The 15,360-nt window shown below is 71.2% G+C and carries 14 protein-coding genes; 9 read left to right on the forward strand and 5 right to left on the reverse strand.

All coding sequences use genetic code 11. The features are described 5' to 3' along the window. The 6 genes from SACMADRAFT_RS18580 (at window position 1) to SACMADRAFT_RS18600 (ending at window position 7,281) form a co-directional block, all read left to right on the forward strand. Window positions 1-1,086, forward strand: coding sequence for a polyprenyl synthetase family protein (locus tag SACMADRAFT_RS18580; protein WP_009155377.1), 1,086 nt, complete (start codon window positions 1-3; stop codon window positions 1,084-1,086). A gap of 37 nt (window positions 1,087-1,123) precedes the next feature. Then, a complete protein-coding gene (gene crtI / locus SACMADRAFT_RS18585) occupies window positions 1,124-2,614 on the forward strand; it encodes a phytoene desaturase family protein (protein WP_009155378.1) in 1,491 nt (496 codons plus the stop codon). 10 nt (window positions 2,615-2,624) lie between these two features. After that, window positions 2,625-3,413, forward strand: a complete 789-nt coding sequence (locus SACMADRAFT_RS18590) for an LLM class F420-dependent oxidoreductase (RefSeq protein ID WP_009155379.1) — start codon at window positions 2,625-2,627, stop codon at window positions 3,411-3,413. Window positions 3,414-3,472: 59 nt separating this feature from the next. Next, the gene (locus tag SACMADRAFT_RS31005; protein WP_009155380.1) at window positions 3,473-4,894 is read left to right on the forward strand and encodes an ATP-binding protein; all 1,422 of its coding nucleotides are present in this window, start codon (window positions 3,473-3,475) and stop codon (window positions 4,892-4,894) included. Next, the gene (locus SACMADRAFT_RS31010; protein WP_232285431.1) at window positions 4,780-6,240 is read left to right on the forward strand and encodes a helix-turn-helix domain-containing protein; all 1,461 of its coding nucleotides are present in this window, start codon (window positions 4,780-4,782) and stop codon (window positions 6,238-6,240) included. Before SACMADRAFT_RS31005 ends, SACMADRAFT_RS31010 begins: the two co-directional genes overlap by 115 nt. Window positions 6,241-6,369: 129 nt before the next feature. Then, window positions 6,370-7,281, forward strand: a complete 912-nt coding sequence (locus SACMADRAFT_RS18600; protein ID WP_009155382.1) for an alpha/beta hydrolase family protein — start codon at window positions 6,370-6,372, stop codon at window positions 7,279-7,281. A gap of 105 nt (window positions 7,282-7,386) precedes the next feature. On the opposite strand, the gene SACMADRAFT_RS18605 is transcribed toward SACMADRAFT_RS18600, so the two are convergent. Next, window positions 7,387-7,755, reverse strand: coding sequence for an Rv2175c family DNA-binding protein (locus tag SACMADRAFT_RS18605; protein WP_009155383.1), 369 nt, complete (start codon window positions 7,753-7,755; stop codon window positions 7,387-7,389). 120 nt (window positions 7,756-7,875) lie between these two features. Here SACMADRAFT_RS18605 and SACMADRAFT_RS18610 point away from each other — a divergent pair, with 120 nt between their 5' ends. After that, window positions 7,876-9,831, forward strand: a complete 1,956-nt coding sequence (locus SACMADRAFT_RS18610; RefSeq protein WP_009155384.1) for a Stk1 family PASTA domain-containing Ser/Thr kinase — start codon at window positions 7,876-7,878, stop codon at window positions 9,829-9,831. A 193-nt stretch (window positions 9,832-10,024) separates the two neighbouring features. After that, the gene (locus tag SACMADRAFT_RS18615; RefSeq protein ID WP_009155385.1) at window positions 10,025-11,350 is read left to right on the forward strand and encodes a wax ester/triacylglycerol synthase family O-acyltransferase; all 1,326 of its coding nucleotides are present in this window, start codon (window positions 10,025-10,027) and stop codon (window positions 11,348-11,350) included. On the opposite strand, the gene SACMADRAFT_RS18620 is transcribed toward SACMADRAFT_RS18615, so the two are convergent. The 3 genes from SACMADRAFT_RS18620 to SACMADRAFT_RS31220 form a co-directional block, all read right to left on the reverse strand. Beyond that, complete coding sequence (locus SACMADRAFT_RS18620) at window positions 11,351-12,754, reverse strand: class II 3-deoxy-7-phosphoheptulonate synthase (RefSeq protein ID WP_009155386.1); 1,404 nt, start codon at window positions 12,752-12,754, stop codon at window positions 11,351-11,353. 31 nt (window positions 12,755-12,785) lie between these two features. After that, complete coding sequence (locus tag SACMADRAFT_RS18625) at window positions 12,786-13,736, reverse strand: trypsin-like serine peptidase (RefSeq protein ID WP_009155387.1); 951 nt, start codon at window positions 13,734-13,736, stop codon at window positions 12,786-12,788. A gap of 61 nt (window positions 13,737-13,797) precedes the next feature. Next, window positions 13,798-13,923 (reverse strand): hypothetical protein, encoded by a 126-nt coding sequence (locus SACMADRAFT_RS31220; RefSeq protein ID WP_269726570.1) that lies wholly within the window; start codon window positions 13,921-13,923, stop codon window positions 13,798-13,800. A 143-nt stretch (window positions 13,924-14,066) separates the two neighbouring features. On the opposite strand from SACMADRAFT_RS31220, the gene SACMADRAFT_RS31445 reads away from it, so the two are divergent. After that, window positions 14,067-14,315, forward strand: coding sequence for an ArsR family transcriptional regulator (locus tag SACMADRAFT_RS31445; protein ID WP_198285872.1), 249 nt, complete (start codon window positions 14,067-14,069; stop codon window positions 14,313-14,315). Window positions 14,316-14,600: 285 nt separating this feature from the next. Here the strand turns inward: SACMADRAFT_RS31445 and SACMADRAFT_RS18630 are convergent, their stop codons facing one another. Then, window positions 14,601-15,359 carry an SDR family oxidoreductase gene (locus SACMADRAFT_RS18630; RefSeq protein WP_009155388.1) on the reverse strand — a complete coding sequence of 253 codons (759 nt, stop codon included), beginning with the start codon at window positions 15,357-15,359 and terminating at the stop codon, window positions 14,601-14,603. Between the last annotated feature and the right edge of the window lies 1 nt (window position 15,360).

Below are 15,360 nucleotides of genomic sequence, written 5' to 3' on the forward strand. Positions count from 1 at the left end.
ATGCCCGACTACGACGCGGATCTGCCCGCTCACCTCAACCGCGCGCTCGCCGATTTCCTGCGCAGCGCGGGCCGGCCGGTGCGAACGGCCGAGCCGACCTTCGCACCGGCCGCCGACGCGCTGGCCGACTTCGTGCTCGGCGGGGGCAAGCGGTTACGTCCCACGTTCGCGTGGTGGGGCTGGCGGGGCGCGGGTGGAGATCCCGACGGCGGGGAGGCCGAGGGGGTGCTGCAGGCGGTGGCGAGCCTGGAGCTGATCCAGGCCTGCGCGCTGATCCACGACGACGTGATCGACTCCTCCGATTCCCGGAGGGGTTCCCCTACGGTGCACATCGCGTTCGCCGGGCGGCACGCCGAGAACGGCTGGCTGGGCTCGGCCGACGCGTTCGGGCTCGCCGCGGCGGTGTTGACCGGGGACCTGGCGCTGGCGTGGGCCGACGACATGTTCTCCGAGGCGCCGCTGCCACCGGCGACACTGGCCGGGGGTAGGCCGGCGTGGCGAGCCATGCGCACCGAGGTACTCGCGGGCCAGTACCTCGACGTGCACACCCAGGCCACGGGGGACACCTCGGTGGAGGCGGCGCTGCGGGTCGACCGGCTCAAGACGGCCGCCTACACGGTGCAGCGCCCGCTGCATCTGGGAGCGGCGCTGGCGGGAGCGGGTCCCGAGGTGATCGACCCGTTGCTGGCCTTCGGCGCCGACCTCGGTGTCGCCTTCCAGTTGCGCGACGACCTGCTCGGCGTCTTCGGCGACCCGTCGGTCACCGGCAAACCAGCTGGTGACGACCTTCGCGAGGGCAAGCGGACCCTACTGCTGGCACTGGGCATGCGGTACGCGCGGGAGCAGGGCAGGGAAGGCGACGGCAAGGTGCTCGCCGCCGCGGTCGGCGACCCCGAACTCACCGACGAGGCAGTGGACGTGGTGCGGCAGTCGCTCGTGGATCTCGGCGCCGTGGCCGAGGTGGAGCGAAGGATCGAGGAGTTGACCGACAGCGGGCTGGCCTCGCTGCACCGCGCCGCCCTCGCCGACCCGGCCACCGACCGGCTGACCGAATTGGCGGCACGGGCCACCAGAAGGACATTCTGACGGCGAACGGTTCGGACGCGGGAAGGGCGGGGCGACCATGCGCACGGGCACCGGGCAGCGGGTGGTGGTGGTCGGCGCAGGCCTGGCGGGGCTGTCAGCCGCGCTGCACCTGCTCGGCGCCGGGCACGAGGTCACCGTGCTGGAGCGAGCGGCACGGCCGGGTGGCCGGGCCGGAGACCGCGGCGAGGCCGGCTACACGATCGACACCGGTGCCAGCGTGTTCACCATGCCGGAGCTGCTCGACGAGGCGTTCGACGCCGTCGGCGAGAGCAGGCAGCGGTGGGTGCGGCTGAGCCGCGTCGAACCCGCGTACCGCGCCCACTTCGCCGACGGCAGCTCGATGCGGCTGCACACCGATCCGGAGGCGATGGAGGCCGAGATCCGCTCGGTCGCCGGGCCGGACGACGCCGAGGGTTACCGGCGACTGCGGCGCTGGCTGACCGAGCTGTACGCGGTGCAGCGGGATCGGTTCATCGGCGCGAACTTCGACTCGCCGCTCGACCTGCTACGCCCGGAGCTGGTCAGGCTGGCGATGCTCGGTGGGTTCGGCAGGCTGGGGCCTGCGATGGCGCGGTTCATCGGCGACGAGCGGGTACGCAAGCTGTTCTCGTTCCAGTCGCTGTACGCCGGGCTGGATCCGACGCGGGCGCTGGCCGCGTACGCGGTGATCTCCTACATGGACACCGTCGGCGGGGTCTACTACCCGATCGGCGGCATGGGCAGGGTGGCGGCAGGCATGGCGGCCGCGGCGGAGAAGGCGGGAGCGACACTGCGGTTCGAAGCCGCTGTCAGCGAGCTGGAGTGGTCGGGCTCGCGGGTGCGGGCGGTGCGTACCGCCGACGGTGAGCGCTCGCGGTGTGACCACGTGGTGTTGGCCACCGAGCTGACCACCGCGTACGCCCTGCTTGGCAGGTGGCCGCGCCGCCCGGTGCCGCTGCGGTTCTCGCCGTCGGCGGTGGTGCTGCACGGCCACAGCGGGCGGACGTGGCCGCAACTCGACCACCACACGATCTTCTTCGGCAGGCACTGGAGGCGGACGTTCGCCGAGATCATCCGCGACGGCACGCTGATGAGCGACCCGTCGCTGCTGGTGACCCGCCCGACGGCGACCGACCCCGGGTTGGCACCGCGGGGAAGGCAGGTGATCTCGGTGCTCGCGCCCGCGCCGAACCTGCGTGCCGGTGAGATCGACTGGGCACGGCTGGCACCTGCCTACCGCGACGAGTTGCTCTGCGCGCTCACCGCGAGGGGGCTGACCGCGTTCGCGGAGACGATGCAGGTCACCGAGGTGGTCACACCCGACACCTGGGCGCGGCGCGGGCTCGCCGGGGGCACGCCGTTCTCGCTGGCGCACACCTTCGCCCAGACGGGACCGTTCCGGCCCGCGAACCTCGTGCGTGGCGCGGACAACGTGGTGCTGGCAGGCTGCGGGACCGTTCCGGGAGTGGGCATCCCGCCGGTGCTGATCTCCGGGCGCCTGGCGGCGGAACGGATTCGCGGCGCTGCCGACAGCCGCCGTCGGCGTTAGGGTGTCGATCATGACGACCGCAGGAGACAAACCGGTCCGCATCGGGCTGCAACTGCAGCCGCAGCACGCCGACTACGACACCATCCGGCGCACCGCCTCGCAGGCGGAGGAACTCGGCGCGGACATCGTCTTCAACTGGGATCACTTCTATCCGCTTTCCGGCGATCCCAACGGCAAGCACTTCGAGTGCTGGACCATGCTGGGCGCGTGGGCGGAGTCCACGTCCAGCGTGGAGATCGGCGCGCTGGTGACCTGCAACAGCTACCGCAACCCGGAGTTGCTCGCCGACATGGCGCGCACCGTCGACCACATCAGCGGCGGCAGGCTGATCCTGGGCATCGGCGCGGGCTGGTTCGAGAAGGACTACGTCGAGTACGGCTACGAGTTCGGTACCGCGGGCAGCAGGCTCGCCGATCTGGCCGAGGCACTGCCGCGCATCGAGAAGCGGTTCGGCAGGCTCAACCCGCCCCCTACCCGCAAGATCCCCGTGCTGATCGGCGGTGGCGGTGAGCGGAAGACCCTGCGGCTGGTCGCCCAGCATGCCGACATCTGGCACGGCTTCGGCGACGTCGACGTCGCCGCGCACAAGGTCGCTGTGCTCGACCGGCACTGCGCCGACGTCGGCCGCGACCCGGCCGAGATCACGCGGTCGGTCGGGGTACGCGGGGCGCCGAGGGATTCCGGCCCGCAGCTGCTCGACCTGGGCATCACCATGTTCACCGTCGGTGTGGGCGGGCCCGACTACGACCTGAGCACGCTGCGCGAGTGGATCGCGTGGCGGGACGCGCTCGTCGGCTGACCGGCCGGTTCGGTTCGCGAACCCTTTTCACAACGGCACCGGCACGGGACACTGTCGGGATGGTCACCGTGCGTGCGGGCATGCCCGCACCAGGTTCGCGGATGCGCGGGCGCGACCGTGAACTCGCCGAACTGACCCGGCTGCTCGCCGACGCCACGCTCGGTCGGGGCGGAGCGCTGGTCGTGCGTGGAATGCCCGGCATCGGCGCGACGACGCTCCTCGAGCGGTTCCGTGAGCACGCCGAGCGCGAGCAGAGCGTTCGCGTGCTGCGAGCCGACGGCACCGCGGCGGAGTCCCAGCTGCCACTTGCCGGTCTGCACCAGCTGCTGGGCCCGCTGAGCGACCTGCTTGCCTCGCTGGAAACCGGTTGGCGGGCGCCGCTTCGGCGGGCACTTGGACTCGGCGGCAGGCGGTGCGAGCCGCTGGAGCTGTGTGCCGCCGTGCACGCGCTGCTGGTCGCGGCCGCCGCGCGACGGCCCACGCTGTGCTGCGTCGACGACGCGCACCAACTCGACAGCGAATCGCTGGCCGCGCTGGTGTTCGCGGCACGCAGGCTGGACCACGCCGCACTGGCCATGGTGTTCACCGTCGACGACGGTGCCGACGGATCGGAATCACTTGCCGGGTTGCCCTCGCTGCCGCTGCGGGCGTTGCCCCGCGATGCCGCGCTGCTGTTGCTGCGCGACAGGCTCGGCAACCCGCCTGCCGACCTCACCGACAGCCTGCTCGACCTGGCCGGCGGCAACCCACTCGCGCTGACCGAACTGGCCGACAGCGTGACCGCGGAGCAATTGAGCGGGCAGAGCGCACCGCCTGCCGCCATGGCGGCAGGCAGCGCCTTGTGCGAGCGCGTGCGGCGGCGACTCGGCGAACTGCCCGCGCGAGCCAGAACTCTGGTGCTGCTGGCGACCGCCGACGAACGGCTCGACCGGCGCACCGTGGCCGACGTGGGGCTCGACGAGGACGGTTCGGGGCTTCGCGAGGCGGTCGCCGCCGGGCTGCTGACCGTCGAGGGGGACGCGATCCGGCGCTGTCGCGACCTGCCTGCCGCCTCGCTGCGCGCGGCGGCCGAGCCCGGCAAGTTCCGCGCGGCGCACCCACTGCTCGCCGACTCCACGAGGCGCCGCGGCCATGCCTACCGCCGGGTGTGGCACCGCGCCTCACTGGCGACAGCGCCGTCGCCCGCACTCACACGCGAACTCAATCAGGTGGCCGAGGACGCGCGGCGAGCGGGCGGGCATCGCGACGCCGCCGCGGCGGCGAGCGCGCCGCCGCGCTGTCGGCCGACGACGTCACAAGCGCACGCAGGCTCGTCCGCGCCGCGAGGGACCACTGGGCCGCGGGAAGGCCCCACCGTGCGCGGACCGTGCTGCGAAGGGCTGCCCCGCTGGCCGATGCCGGGCTGGCGGGCACGGCAGGGCTGCTGGCGGGAGAGATCGAACTGCGGCGCGGTGACCCCGCCGTGGCGGCCAACGAACTGATCGGCACGGCACGACGGTTGGCGGGCACCCACCGCGCGATCGCCGCGACCACGCTGATGCTGGCAGGGGAGGCGAACTGCCTCGCGGGGGACAACGAGCGCTACTGCGCGATCGCCCGTGACGCCGCGGGGCTGCGGAGGCCCACGGACACCGCAGGCCACACCGCGCTCGTGGCCGAGCATTTCGCCGCGATGGCGGCGACGTTCAGTGGCAGGCACACCGAGGCCGCCGTCCCGCTGCGCCGCGTGGTACGCCTCGCCGACCAGGCGGGCGATCCCGCGGCGAAGACGCTCGCCAGCCAGGCGGCGTTCACCCTCGGCGACGCGGCCAAGGCCAGTGACCTCGCCGCGCAGGCGATCGCCTGTGCCAGGCAGCGTGCCGAACTGTCCCACGTTCCCTGGGCGCTGGTGTACCGCTCGCTTTCTGCTCTGCTGGCGGGCAGGCACGCGGCGGCGGCCGACAGCTCGCTGGAGGGGCTCGCGCTGGCCAAGTCCCTCGGCCAGCCGAACTCCGAGGTCAGCCATCTGACGGTGCTGGCACTGCTGGCCGCGCTGCAGGGCGACCTGCCTGCGACCGAGCTTCGGTTGCGGGCGGCTACCGAGGGCTTCCTGCGGCGAGGGCTGGGCAGGCCGGGCGCGCTGGCCGCGTGGGCGGCGGCGTGTGCCGATCTCGCCGACGACCGCCCTGCCGACGCGTTCAACAGGCTGCGCCGGATGTCGCTGGGCAGATCCATGCGCTACTCCCCGATCAGGGTCATGGCCGTGCCCCATTTCGTCGAGGCCGCCGTGCGCTGCGGCAGGCGGGACAGCGCCGAGCGGGCCCTCGCGGGTTTCGAACGGTGGGCGAGCACGACGGGTGGCGCGGCGCGGATGGCGTTGGTGCACCGCTGTCACGCGCTGCTTGCCGAGGACGAGGGCCGGTCGCGGGAGCATTTCGCCGAGGCGGTCGCGTTGCACACCGAGGCCGGTTCGGCATACGACCTGGCCTACACCGAGCTGTTGTTCGCCAGGAGGCTGCGCCGTGATCGCAGGCAGCGGCGGGCGCGGGAGGTGCTGCGCGAGGCCGAGCAGCTGTTCGCGGAACTGGACGCGCGGCACTGGGTGCGGCAGGTCCGGCGCGAGCTGCGCGCGTCCGGTCACCAGGTGCGTGGCGACACCCGAGGCGGGCGTGGCGAGCTGACGCCGCAGCAGGAACAGGTCGCGGCGCTGGTCGCCGACGGTGCGACCAACCGCGAGATCGCGGCTCGGCTGTTCATCAGCCACCGCACGGTCGATCACCACCTGCGCAACATCTTCACGCGACTCGGCATCCGTTCCCGCGTCGAGCTGGCCAAGCTCTACCGGTGAGTAGACACCGGTGATTTCACCGATGCGCGGCCGCCGCCGTCACGACGAGAATCAGTGACCGTTCGTCATCGGACGAACGCAGCCGGCTATGACAGCCGGGTGATCGTCACTGTGAGAGGAGTCGACAACGTGCGTTCCCGAGTCCCCCAACCGGGCAAGGGTGCCCGCGGCCGGGCGAGACGAGCGATCGGTGTCGTGATCGCCGCGCTGGCCGTGGCGGGCGGCCTGGCAGGCGCGGGTGCAGCCACCGCGCAGGAGAACCCCTACGAGCGCGGGCCTGACCCCACAGAGGACAGCATCGAAGCCGTCCGCGGTCCGTTCTCCGTGGCCGAGCAGAACGTGTCGTCGCTGACCCCCGGCTTCGGCGGCGGCACCATCTACTACCCGACCGACACCAGCGAGGGCACGTTCGGAGCCGTCGCCGTCGCGCCGGGCTACACGGCCAGTGAGAGCAGCATGAGCTGGTACGGACCACGCATCGCCTCGCAGGGCTTCGTGGTGTTCACCATCGACACCAACACCAGGTACGACCAGCCGGGCTCGCGCGGCGACCAGCTGCTGGCCGCACTGGACTACCTTGTGGAGGACGCACCGCTGGCCGTGCGCAGCCGCATCGACCCGGACCGGCTCGGCGTCATGGGCCACTCGATGGGCGGCGGAGGTGCGCTCGAGGCGTCGGCCGACCGGCCCTCGCTGCAGGCGGCCATCCCGCTGACGCCGTGGAACCTCGACAAGACCTGGTCGGAGATCCGGGTGCCGACCTTCATCATCGGCGCCGAGAACGACAGCATCGCCTCGGTGCGCACGCACGCGGAACCGTTCTACGAGAGCCTGCCCGCGACGCTGGACAAGGCCTACCTGGAGTTGAACGGGGCGACGCACTTCGCGCCCAACACCTCCAACACCACGATCGCCAAGTACAGCATCTCGTGGCTCAAGCGGTTCATCGACAACGACACCCGCTACGAGCAGTTCCTGTGTCCGGCACCCAGTGGTTTCGCGATCGAGGAGTACCGCGAGACCTGCCCCTACACCGGTTGATCACCCCGGCCGGGCAGCGGTAGGTGTTCGGCAGGGTCGGTGCGGCCCTGCCGAACACCCATGCTCGACCGAGGCGCGGGATGACCCCGGCGAGGCGGCGACTCGTCAGAACGCCATCGCCTGCGCCCGCCGCTTCACCTCCGTGCCGTGGCTGGTGCGTAGCGCGTTGATCGGCGTGATGCCGGGCAGCGACTCGTCCTGCGAGTACAGCCAGCGCAGCATCTCCGTGCGGGTGAATCCAGCGTCGGAGAGCACGGTGATGGTGCCTGCCAGCCCCTTGATCACGCCCGTCTCGGTGACGAAGTCGGCGGGAATCATCAGCTCGCCGTTTCTGCGCACGGCGATCAGCTGGCCGTCACGAAGCATCTGCCTGACCTTGTTCGGCGACTGCCCGAGCAGCGCTGCCACCTCCCCCGCGGGGAGTACGGCGACATCGGCGTCGAGCACGTCTTCAGCGACTGGGATCGCACTCACGCCTACTACCTTGCCACAATCGGGGCCGGTCGCAGCAGGCCGAACGCTAATGGCCCAACGCGACAGGGCCGCCGGACACCCCCGGTGAGCGCCGGATCCCCAACCGTAGGATCGGATGCTGTGACGAGCACCGGACCCAGCTTCGCAGGCACGCTGCTCGACCGGCGATACCGCGTCGACGGGCTGCTGGCGAGGGGCGGCATGTCCGCGGTGTATCGCGGCGTGGACACCCGGCTGGACCGGCCGGTGGCGATCAAGATCATGGATTCGCGGTTCGCCGACGACCGCACGTTCGTCGATAGGTTCGAGAACGAGGCCCGCTCCGCCGCCCGGCTGCACCACCCGAACGTCGTAGCGGTACACGACCAGGGCTTCGACACCTCGGCGGGGCCGGAGAGCAAGCGGGCGTTTCTCGTGATGGAGCTCGTCGACGGCGGGACGCTGCGCGACCTGCTCGACCAGCGTGGCGCGCTCGACGTCCCGCTGGCCCTCACCATCTTCGAGTCCGTGCTCTCCGCGCTGGCCACCGCGCACGCGGCAGGCCTGGTGCACCGCGACGTCAAACCGGAGAACGTGCTCATCGGCCGCGGCGGCGACGCGGGCGGGGTGGCCAAGGTCGGTGACTTCGGCCTGGTCCGCGCGGTCGCGGGCTCGTCGACCACGAGCGCCGACGTCATCCTCGGCACCGTGGCGTACCTGTCTCCCGAGCAGGTGGCCTCGGGATCGGCGGGCGCAGCGGGCGACGTGTACTCGGCAGGCATCCTGCTGTACGAGATGCTGACCGGCCGCGTGCCCTACACCGGCGACACGGCGCTGTCGGTGGCGTACCGGCACGTCAACGACGACGTCCCGGCACCGAGCCGCGACGTCCCCGGCCTGCCACCGGCCCTTGACGAACTGGTGCTGCGTGCCACCAGGCGCGACCCGAACGCCCGGCCCGCCGACGCGGGCGCCTTCCTGGCGGAGTTCGGCCGCGTTCGCCAGGAACTGGGCATCGCGCGGGTCCCGATCCCGGTTCCCTCGGCGCCGGTCGAGGAACCGACGGACGTCGAACGCACCATGCCGGTCATGCCGACCGTGCCCGCGGCGCACTCCGGTGGTGGGCCACGCGGCACACAGGCCCTGCCCCGCGACCCCGGATACGCCGCGCCCGCGCAGGCGTACCCGGACACCGAGCCGGAGGTGCCCACCGCCCGCAGCGGGCTGTGGACCGCGCTGTGGGTGCTGGTCGGCCTGCTACTGGTGGGCGGTATCGCCACGGGTGTGTGGTGGTTCATGGGTGGCCGGTGGGTCGAGGTACCCAAGGTCGTCGGCATGGAACGGCAGCAGGCGGAGCAGGTGCTGCGGCAGGCCGAACTCACCCCGATGGTCACCGAGGAACGGCACAACACCACCCCCAGCGGCACCGTCATCCGCACCGAGCCGGAGAACGGCTCCCGCGCGCTGCGTGGCGAGCAGATCACCGTGGTGGTCTCGCTCGGCAGGCCGGTGGTGCCGGATATCGCGCCCGGAACCCCGCTCAACCACGCCGAGCAGGCGATTCGCGACATGCAGTTGACGCCCAAACACGATCCGGCGGCCGACGAGTACAGCGCCGAGGTACCCGAGGGCACCGTGGTGCGGGTGCAACCGCGGCCGGGAAGCCAGGCCAACCTCGGCGACCAGGTGACCCTGATCGTCTCCAAGGGCCCGCCGCCGACGCCGGTGCCCCAGGTCGCAGGCATGAGCAAGCAGGAAGCCTTCCAGGCGCTACGGGAAGCCGGGTTCGAGCCGTTCGAGGCCGGGGAGGAGTTCGCGGAAGGTGTTCCCGCCGGACGGGTCGCCCGCACCGATCCGCAGGCGGGAGCCACCCCGGGCAACGGCCGGCGTGTCGGCGTGTACGTGTCCAACGCCGTGGAGGTGCCCGTCGTGATCGGACAGCCCACGGATCGGGCGGTGCGCATCCTCGGCAGGGCAGGGCTGTCGGCCGACGCCGACAGTGGCGGGGGCCGGTTCAGCTTCGTGGTGGGACAGGACCCCTCGCCGGGCACGTTCGTGGCACGTGGCACCACCGTGCATCTGGAGGTTATCCCCTGACCGCGCGGTCCTGGCCCCGCGACATCGACACACCCCACGCGGTGTCCGTAGATTCGTTCGGTGTGCGCCGCGCGCCACTGCCGCGGTCAACAGGGTTAGCGGGTCGGTAACACCGCGACCACGCACGCGTCATGTGCCACTGGTGAAGTAGTCACGGCAAGCGATTCGGCAACGACCCGCGGGGAGACCGCCCATGCCATCGGATCGGCTGAGCGCGCTGGACGTCGCGTTTCTGTGTCTGGAAGGCGACACGACGCCCATGCACATGGCGGCGGTCGCCACCTTCCAGCCACCCGCCGCGCTCGACCTGGACGGGCTGCGCGAACTGCTCGCCACCCGCGCCGCGCGCATTCCCGCGCTGCGTAAGCGGGTTCGACCCTCGTGGCCGCCCCTCGGTGGCGCCCGTTGGCGGGACGACCCCGGCTTCGATCCGGGGCTGCACATCGCGGTGGAGACGTTGCGCGACGCCTACGGCCCGGACGCGCTCGCGGAGTTCACCTCCGAGTGGATCGCCGCCCCGCTCGACCCTCGCGCTCCACTGTGGAACATCCAACTGGTGGGTGGGCTGCCCAGCGGTGAGTTCGCCATGCTGCTGAAGGTCCACCACGCGCTCACCGACGGAACCGGCGCCGTCGAGGCCGCCTTCGGGCTGCTCGACGACATCCGGCCGAGCCCGAAGGCCCGCCGTGCAGCGCACCGGCCGTCACCGCAGCCACAGCGGTCACCGCTGCGCCTGTTGCGTGACACGGCCTCGACGGTGCTGGGCAGCGCAGCCGAATCGGCAGGCATCGCCACAGCGGTGCTGCGGGCGGCACGGCCCTACCCGATCTCCCCCACCGTCACCCGCAACTCCCGGCAGCGGCGGCTCGGGTTCGTCCGCGCCGACCTCGCGGACGTCAGGCGCGTACGCAAGACCTACGGCGGCACCGACAACGACGTGATCCTCGCCGTGCTGGCCGGAGCGCTGCGCGAGTGGATGCTCAACCGCGGTATGCGGCCGGACGCCCGGACACTGCGCGCGCTGGTGCCGGTCAGCACGCGCGGGCGCGCGACGGCGGGCGGCGGCAACCTGCTCAGCGGCTACCTGTGCGACCTTCCCGTCGAGGTGGACGACCCGGTGGCACGGTTGCGCGCCGTGCGCGAAACCATGCAGAGCAACAAGCGCGGCGGACCCTACCGCGGCGCGGGCGCGCTTCCCGTGCTGGCCAACCGGCTGCCTTGCGGGGTGCACCGACTGGCCACCAGGGCCGCGGGCAGGGCCGCGCCACTGCTGTTCGACACCGTCGTGACCAACGTGCCGCTGCCTGGACTGCCGCTGTCGTTGGGCGGGGCCCGGCTGCGCGAGGTCTACCCGTTCGTGCCGCTGGCCCCGCACCAGGCACTGGGGATCGCGGTGTCGACCTACCGCGACAGCCTGCACGTCGGACTGCAGGCCAACGCTTCGGCCGTGCCGGACGTCGGATCGCTCGCCGACGCCGTCGGCAAGGCACTGGCGGCGCTGTACCAGCGCTGCCCCTGATCAGGCTCGCAGCATCTCGGCGACGAGGAACGCCAGTTCCAGCGACTGCTGGGTGTTCAGCCGGGGGTCGCACGCGGTCTCGTAGCGACCGGACAGGTCGAGGTCGGAGATGTCCTGGGCGCCGCCGAGGCACTCCGTGACGTCCTCACCGGTGAGTTCGACGTGGATGCCACCGGGGTAGCTGCCGAGCTTGCGGTGCACCTCGAAGAAACCCTGCACCTCGTCCACGACCCGGTCGAAGTGCCGAGTCTTGTAGCCGTTGGACGACTCATGGGTGTTGCCGTGCATCGGGTCGCACTGCCAGATGACCTTGTGCCCGGAGCTTTCGACCTTCTCCACGATGGCGGGCAGCACCTCGCGGACCTTGCCGTTGCCCATCCTGGAGATCAGCGTCAGCCTGCCCGGCTCGTTGTGCGGGTCGAGCCGGTGCACGTACTCCACCGCCTGTTCCGGTGTGGTGGTCGGGCCGATCTTGACCCCGATCGGGTTGGCGAGGAGTTCGGCGAACGCGATGTGCGCGCCGTCGAGCTGGCGGGTGCGCTCCCCGATCCACAGGAAGTGCGACGACAGGTTGTACAGCGTCGGATCGGCCGCGCTCGGCTCGTCCAGCCGAAGCATCGCGCGCTCGTAGTCCAGCAGCAGCGCCTCGTGGCTGGCGAAGATCTCGGTGGAGTGCAGCGAACTGTCACTCACCCCGCACGCCGACATGAACCGCAGCCCCCGGTCGATCTCCGAGGCGAGCGCCTCGTAGCGCTCACCCGCGGGCGAGGTCCGCACGAAATCCTTGTTCCAGTCGTGCACCTGGGCGAGGTCGGCCATGCCCGCCCCGGTCAGCGCGCGCATGAGGTTCATCGCGGCACCGGAGTTGGCGTACGCCCTGATCATCCTGCCCGGGTCGGGCACCCGCAGCTGTGGCTCGGCCACCAGCGAGTTCACGATGTCGCCCCGGTACACCGGCAGACCGAGGGCGTCGGTGGTGTTGGAACGCGGCTTGGCGTACTGCCCCGCGATGCGGGCGACCTTCACCACCGGCAGGCTGGCCCCGTAGGTGAGCACCACCGCCATCTGCAGCAGCGTGCGCAGGTTCGCCCTGATGTGCGGCTCGGTGTTGGACTCGAACGTCTCGGCACAGTCACCGCCCTGCAGCAGGAACGCCTCGCCGCGCGCGACCATGGCCAGCCGCTCGCGGAGCCGGTCGATCTCGGCGGGCACCGTGATGGGCGGCACACTCTCCAGCACGGTGCGCACCCGGTGCACGGCCTCGTCGTCGGGCCACTCCGGTTGCTGCGCGGCCGGGCGTGTCAGCGCGTCGTCAAGGCGTTCTCGCAGCTCGACCGGCAGCGGAGGCAGCGAGGGAAGTGCGTCAATGGGGACGTCGACAGTCCAGTTCACGCCTACCAGCATACGAACAACCGCGCGGACACCTTCCGGGCGGCTACGCCGACTGTGCCTCCTCGTACAGCGCCTGTGCGTCGGAGCCGAAGTAGGGGCCGAACATGTAACCGGGCAGGACGCTGTACCCGAAGCTGTTGACCGACGCCTGCACGCCGGTGCCGGTGGCTTCGTCGAAGTCGAGGAACCACGGCCCTCCACTGGAGCCACCGGTCATGTCGCAGCGCATCCCGTGGTCGTCGCTCAGCAGCGGGTCGGTGAACGTGGCACCGCTGCAGTGGATCAGCGTGCTGCCGTCGTAGGGGTCGGCTGCCGGATACCCGAAGGCGTACATGTCCTGATCGCGGGGCTGGTTGAACGCCACGCCCTGCCCACCGACCACGTCGGTCAGGTACCGGCCGCCGACCGGCTCCACCACCGCCGCGCCGACGTCGTAGTTGATGTCCTCGTTCGCCTCCCACTGCGGCGTGGTCAGGGTGGCACTGGCCGCCCACTCGCCGAAGGGTGCCGCCCCGTCGTCGTATCCGGGCACGAAGATCCAGTCGGTGTGCCAGCTGCCCTGGTACTTAACACAGTGGCCTGCCGTCAGCACCACACTGCGATTGGCGCTGGTGACCGCGTTGCCGCTGCAGGAGGCGGGCGAGCCGTCGAAGTTGAAGAACACCCTGCCCGCCGTCGCGGCGACCTCTCCCCCGCCCGTCCACGGCTCTCCGGAAGTCGGGTAGGCCAGCGCATCGACCCCGGGAACGGTCCGCGGCTCGCCGGCGGCGGGGACGTCCGCGGTGGGCGCCCGAGAGGTCAGCAGCTGGTCCAGCGGTGTCGCGGCACGCATCCGCTCCGGCGTCCAGTAGTCGGTGACGCCCGCCGCACTGTCCAAAGTGCGCACCGCCACGTCCGCGGGCTCCGCCAGGGCAGGGTTGGCCGCTGCCGTCACCGAAGCCGTCAACAGCGTCGCGGAAAGGGCAACCACGGACCGCAGCCACGCTCGCTTCATCATGCCGCCTCTCGCCGAACCGATCGAAGGTAATTAACCAACCGGCGATACGGATTGGCAATCAGCCAACCGGCCCTGAGCGGAATCGACCGAACGGCCCCGCGACGGCTGCGGCGAACGCGGACAGCGTGGTCACAACCACCCGGCGGTTGCCCGCGAGCGCGGCGATCACCTCAAGCGAAAGCAACCGGCGACGCCACACCGGGCTCGTGAACAGTGATCTCGACCCTCACGACGAGCCCGGCTCGGACCTCACAATACACGGACGCGTAACACGCAGTCGATGCGTGGACCGCGCTCGGCGACCCGAGCCTGCGGCGCGTCGCGGAGTTGCTCGCCGAGCGGCCGCAGTCGGTAACCGAGCTCGCGCGGGCTCTGCCGACCAGCAGGCCCGCGGCCTCCCAGCAGCTGCGGGTACCCAGGCAAGGCGGGTCTGGTGCAGGTCCGCCTCGGCGGGCACCCGGCGCGGCTAGCAGGTCGGCCCGGAAGCCCTGGCGGCGTTGCGCTAGGAGTTGGACGGGTTCTGGGGCAAAGACCCTGCAGAACTTCAAGCGGGTCGCGGAGCAGGAAACGGAGTAACGCGCATGATCCCACCTCCACGCAGACGTCCGTACGGCGTGAGATCGAGGTTGCCGTTCCGATCGAGCGAGCGTTCACCGTCTTCACCGAACAGTTCGACCGGATCAAGCCACGCGAGCACAACATGCTGGGGGCACCGATCGCCGTGACCGTCTTTGACACGCATGTGGACGGTGCAGGCTACGGTGCCATACGGTCGTCGCGAGGGCGGATCGGGGGTGCCCGCGGGCACCTTGAGGCTGGCGAAGGCGATGGTGGATCCCCTCCGATGGCTGACGGTCCTGGTCAGTGGGTGTGCGGGTCCGCGGCGTTGAGCGTGGCGACGACCTTGTCGTAGTCGCCGCGTACCTCGGCGAAGCGCAGGAACTTCACGCGCTCGACGAGTACCTCGGGTGCGCCGGGGTCGGCCTCCAGCAGGGCCATCACCTCGTCGGCGAACTCGTCGAGCGGCATGGCGACGTCGGAGGTCTCCTGCCCCGGCAGCAGCGCGGTGCGGACCGCCGGTGGCACCAGTTCCTTCACCTGGATTCCGGTGTCGGCGAGTTGCAGGCGCAGCGTCTCGCCGAGCATGTGGATCGCGGCCTTCGTCGCGTTGTAGCTGGGCGTGGCGCGCAGCGGAGCATGGGCCAGGCCGGACGAGACCGTCATGATCGCCGCCCCTGGCCGGGTGCTCAGGTGCTCGGTGAGCGCGGCGATCAACCGGATGGGGCCGAGCAGGTTGGTGGTGACGGTCTCTTCGGCGTCGGCGAGGAACCCGGCCGTGCGCCAGTCCTCGACGCGCATGATGCCTGCCATGGCGATGAGCACGTTCAGTTCCGGGTGGCGGTCCAGGACCTCTCCGACGGCGGCGGTGATGGACGCGGCGTCGGCGGTGTCGATCCGCACGGTGGCGAAGCCGTGCTCGGCCGCCAGCTTCTCCAGCAGTTCGGTGCGCCGCCCGCCGACGACGACGGTGTTGCCCTTCGCCTGCAACCGCAGTGCGAGGGCGAGCCCGATGCCGGACGTGGCGCCCGGAATGAAGATCGTGTTTCCTGTGATGTCCATG

It is taken from the genome of Saccharomonospora marina XMU15 (assembly GCF_000244955.1).
In the GTDB taxonomy this organism is placed as follows: Bacteria; Actinomycetota; Actinomycetes; order Mycobacteriales; family Pseudonocardiaceae; genus Saccharomonospora_A; species Saccharomonospora_A marina.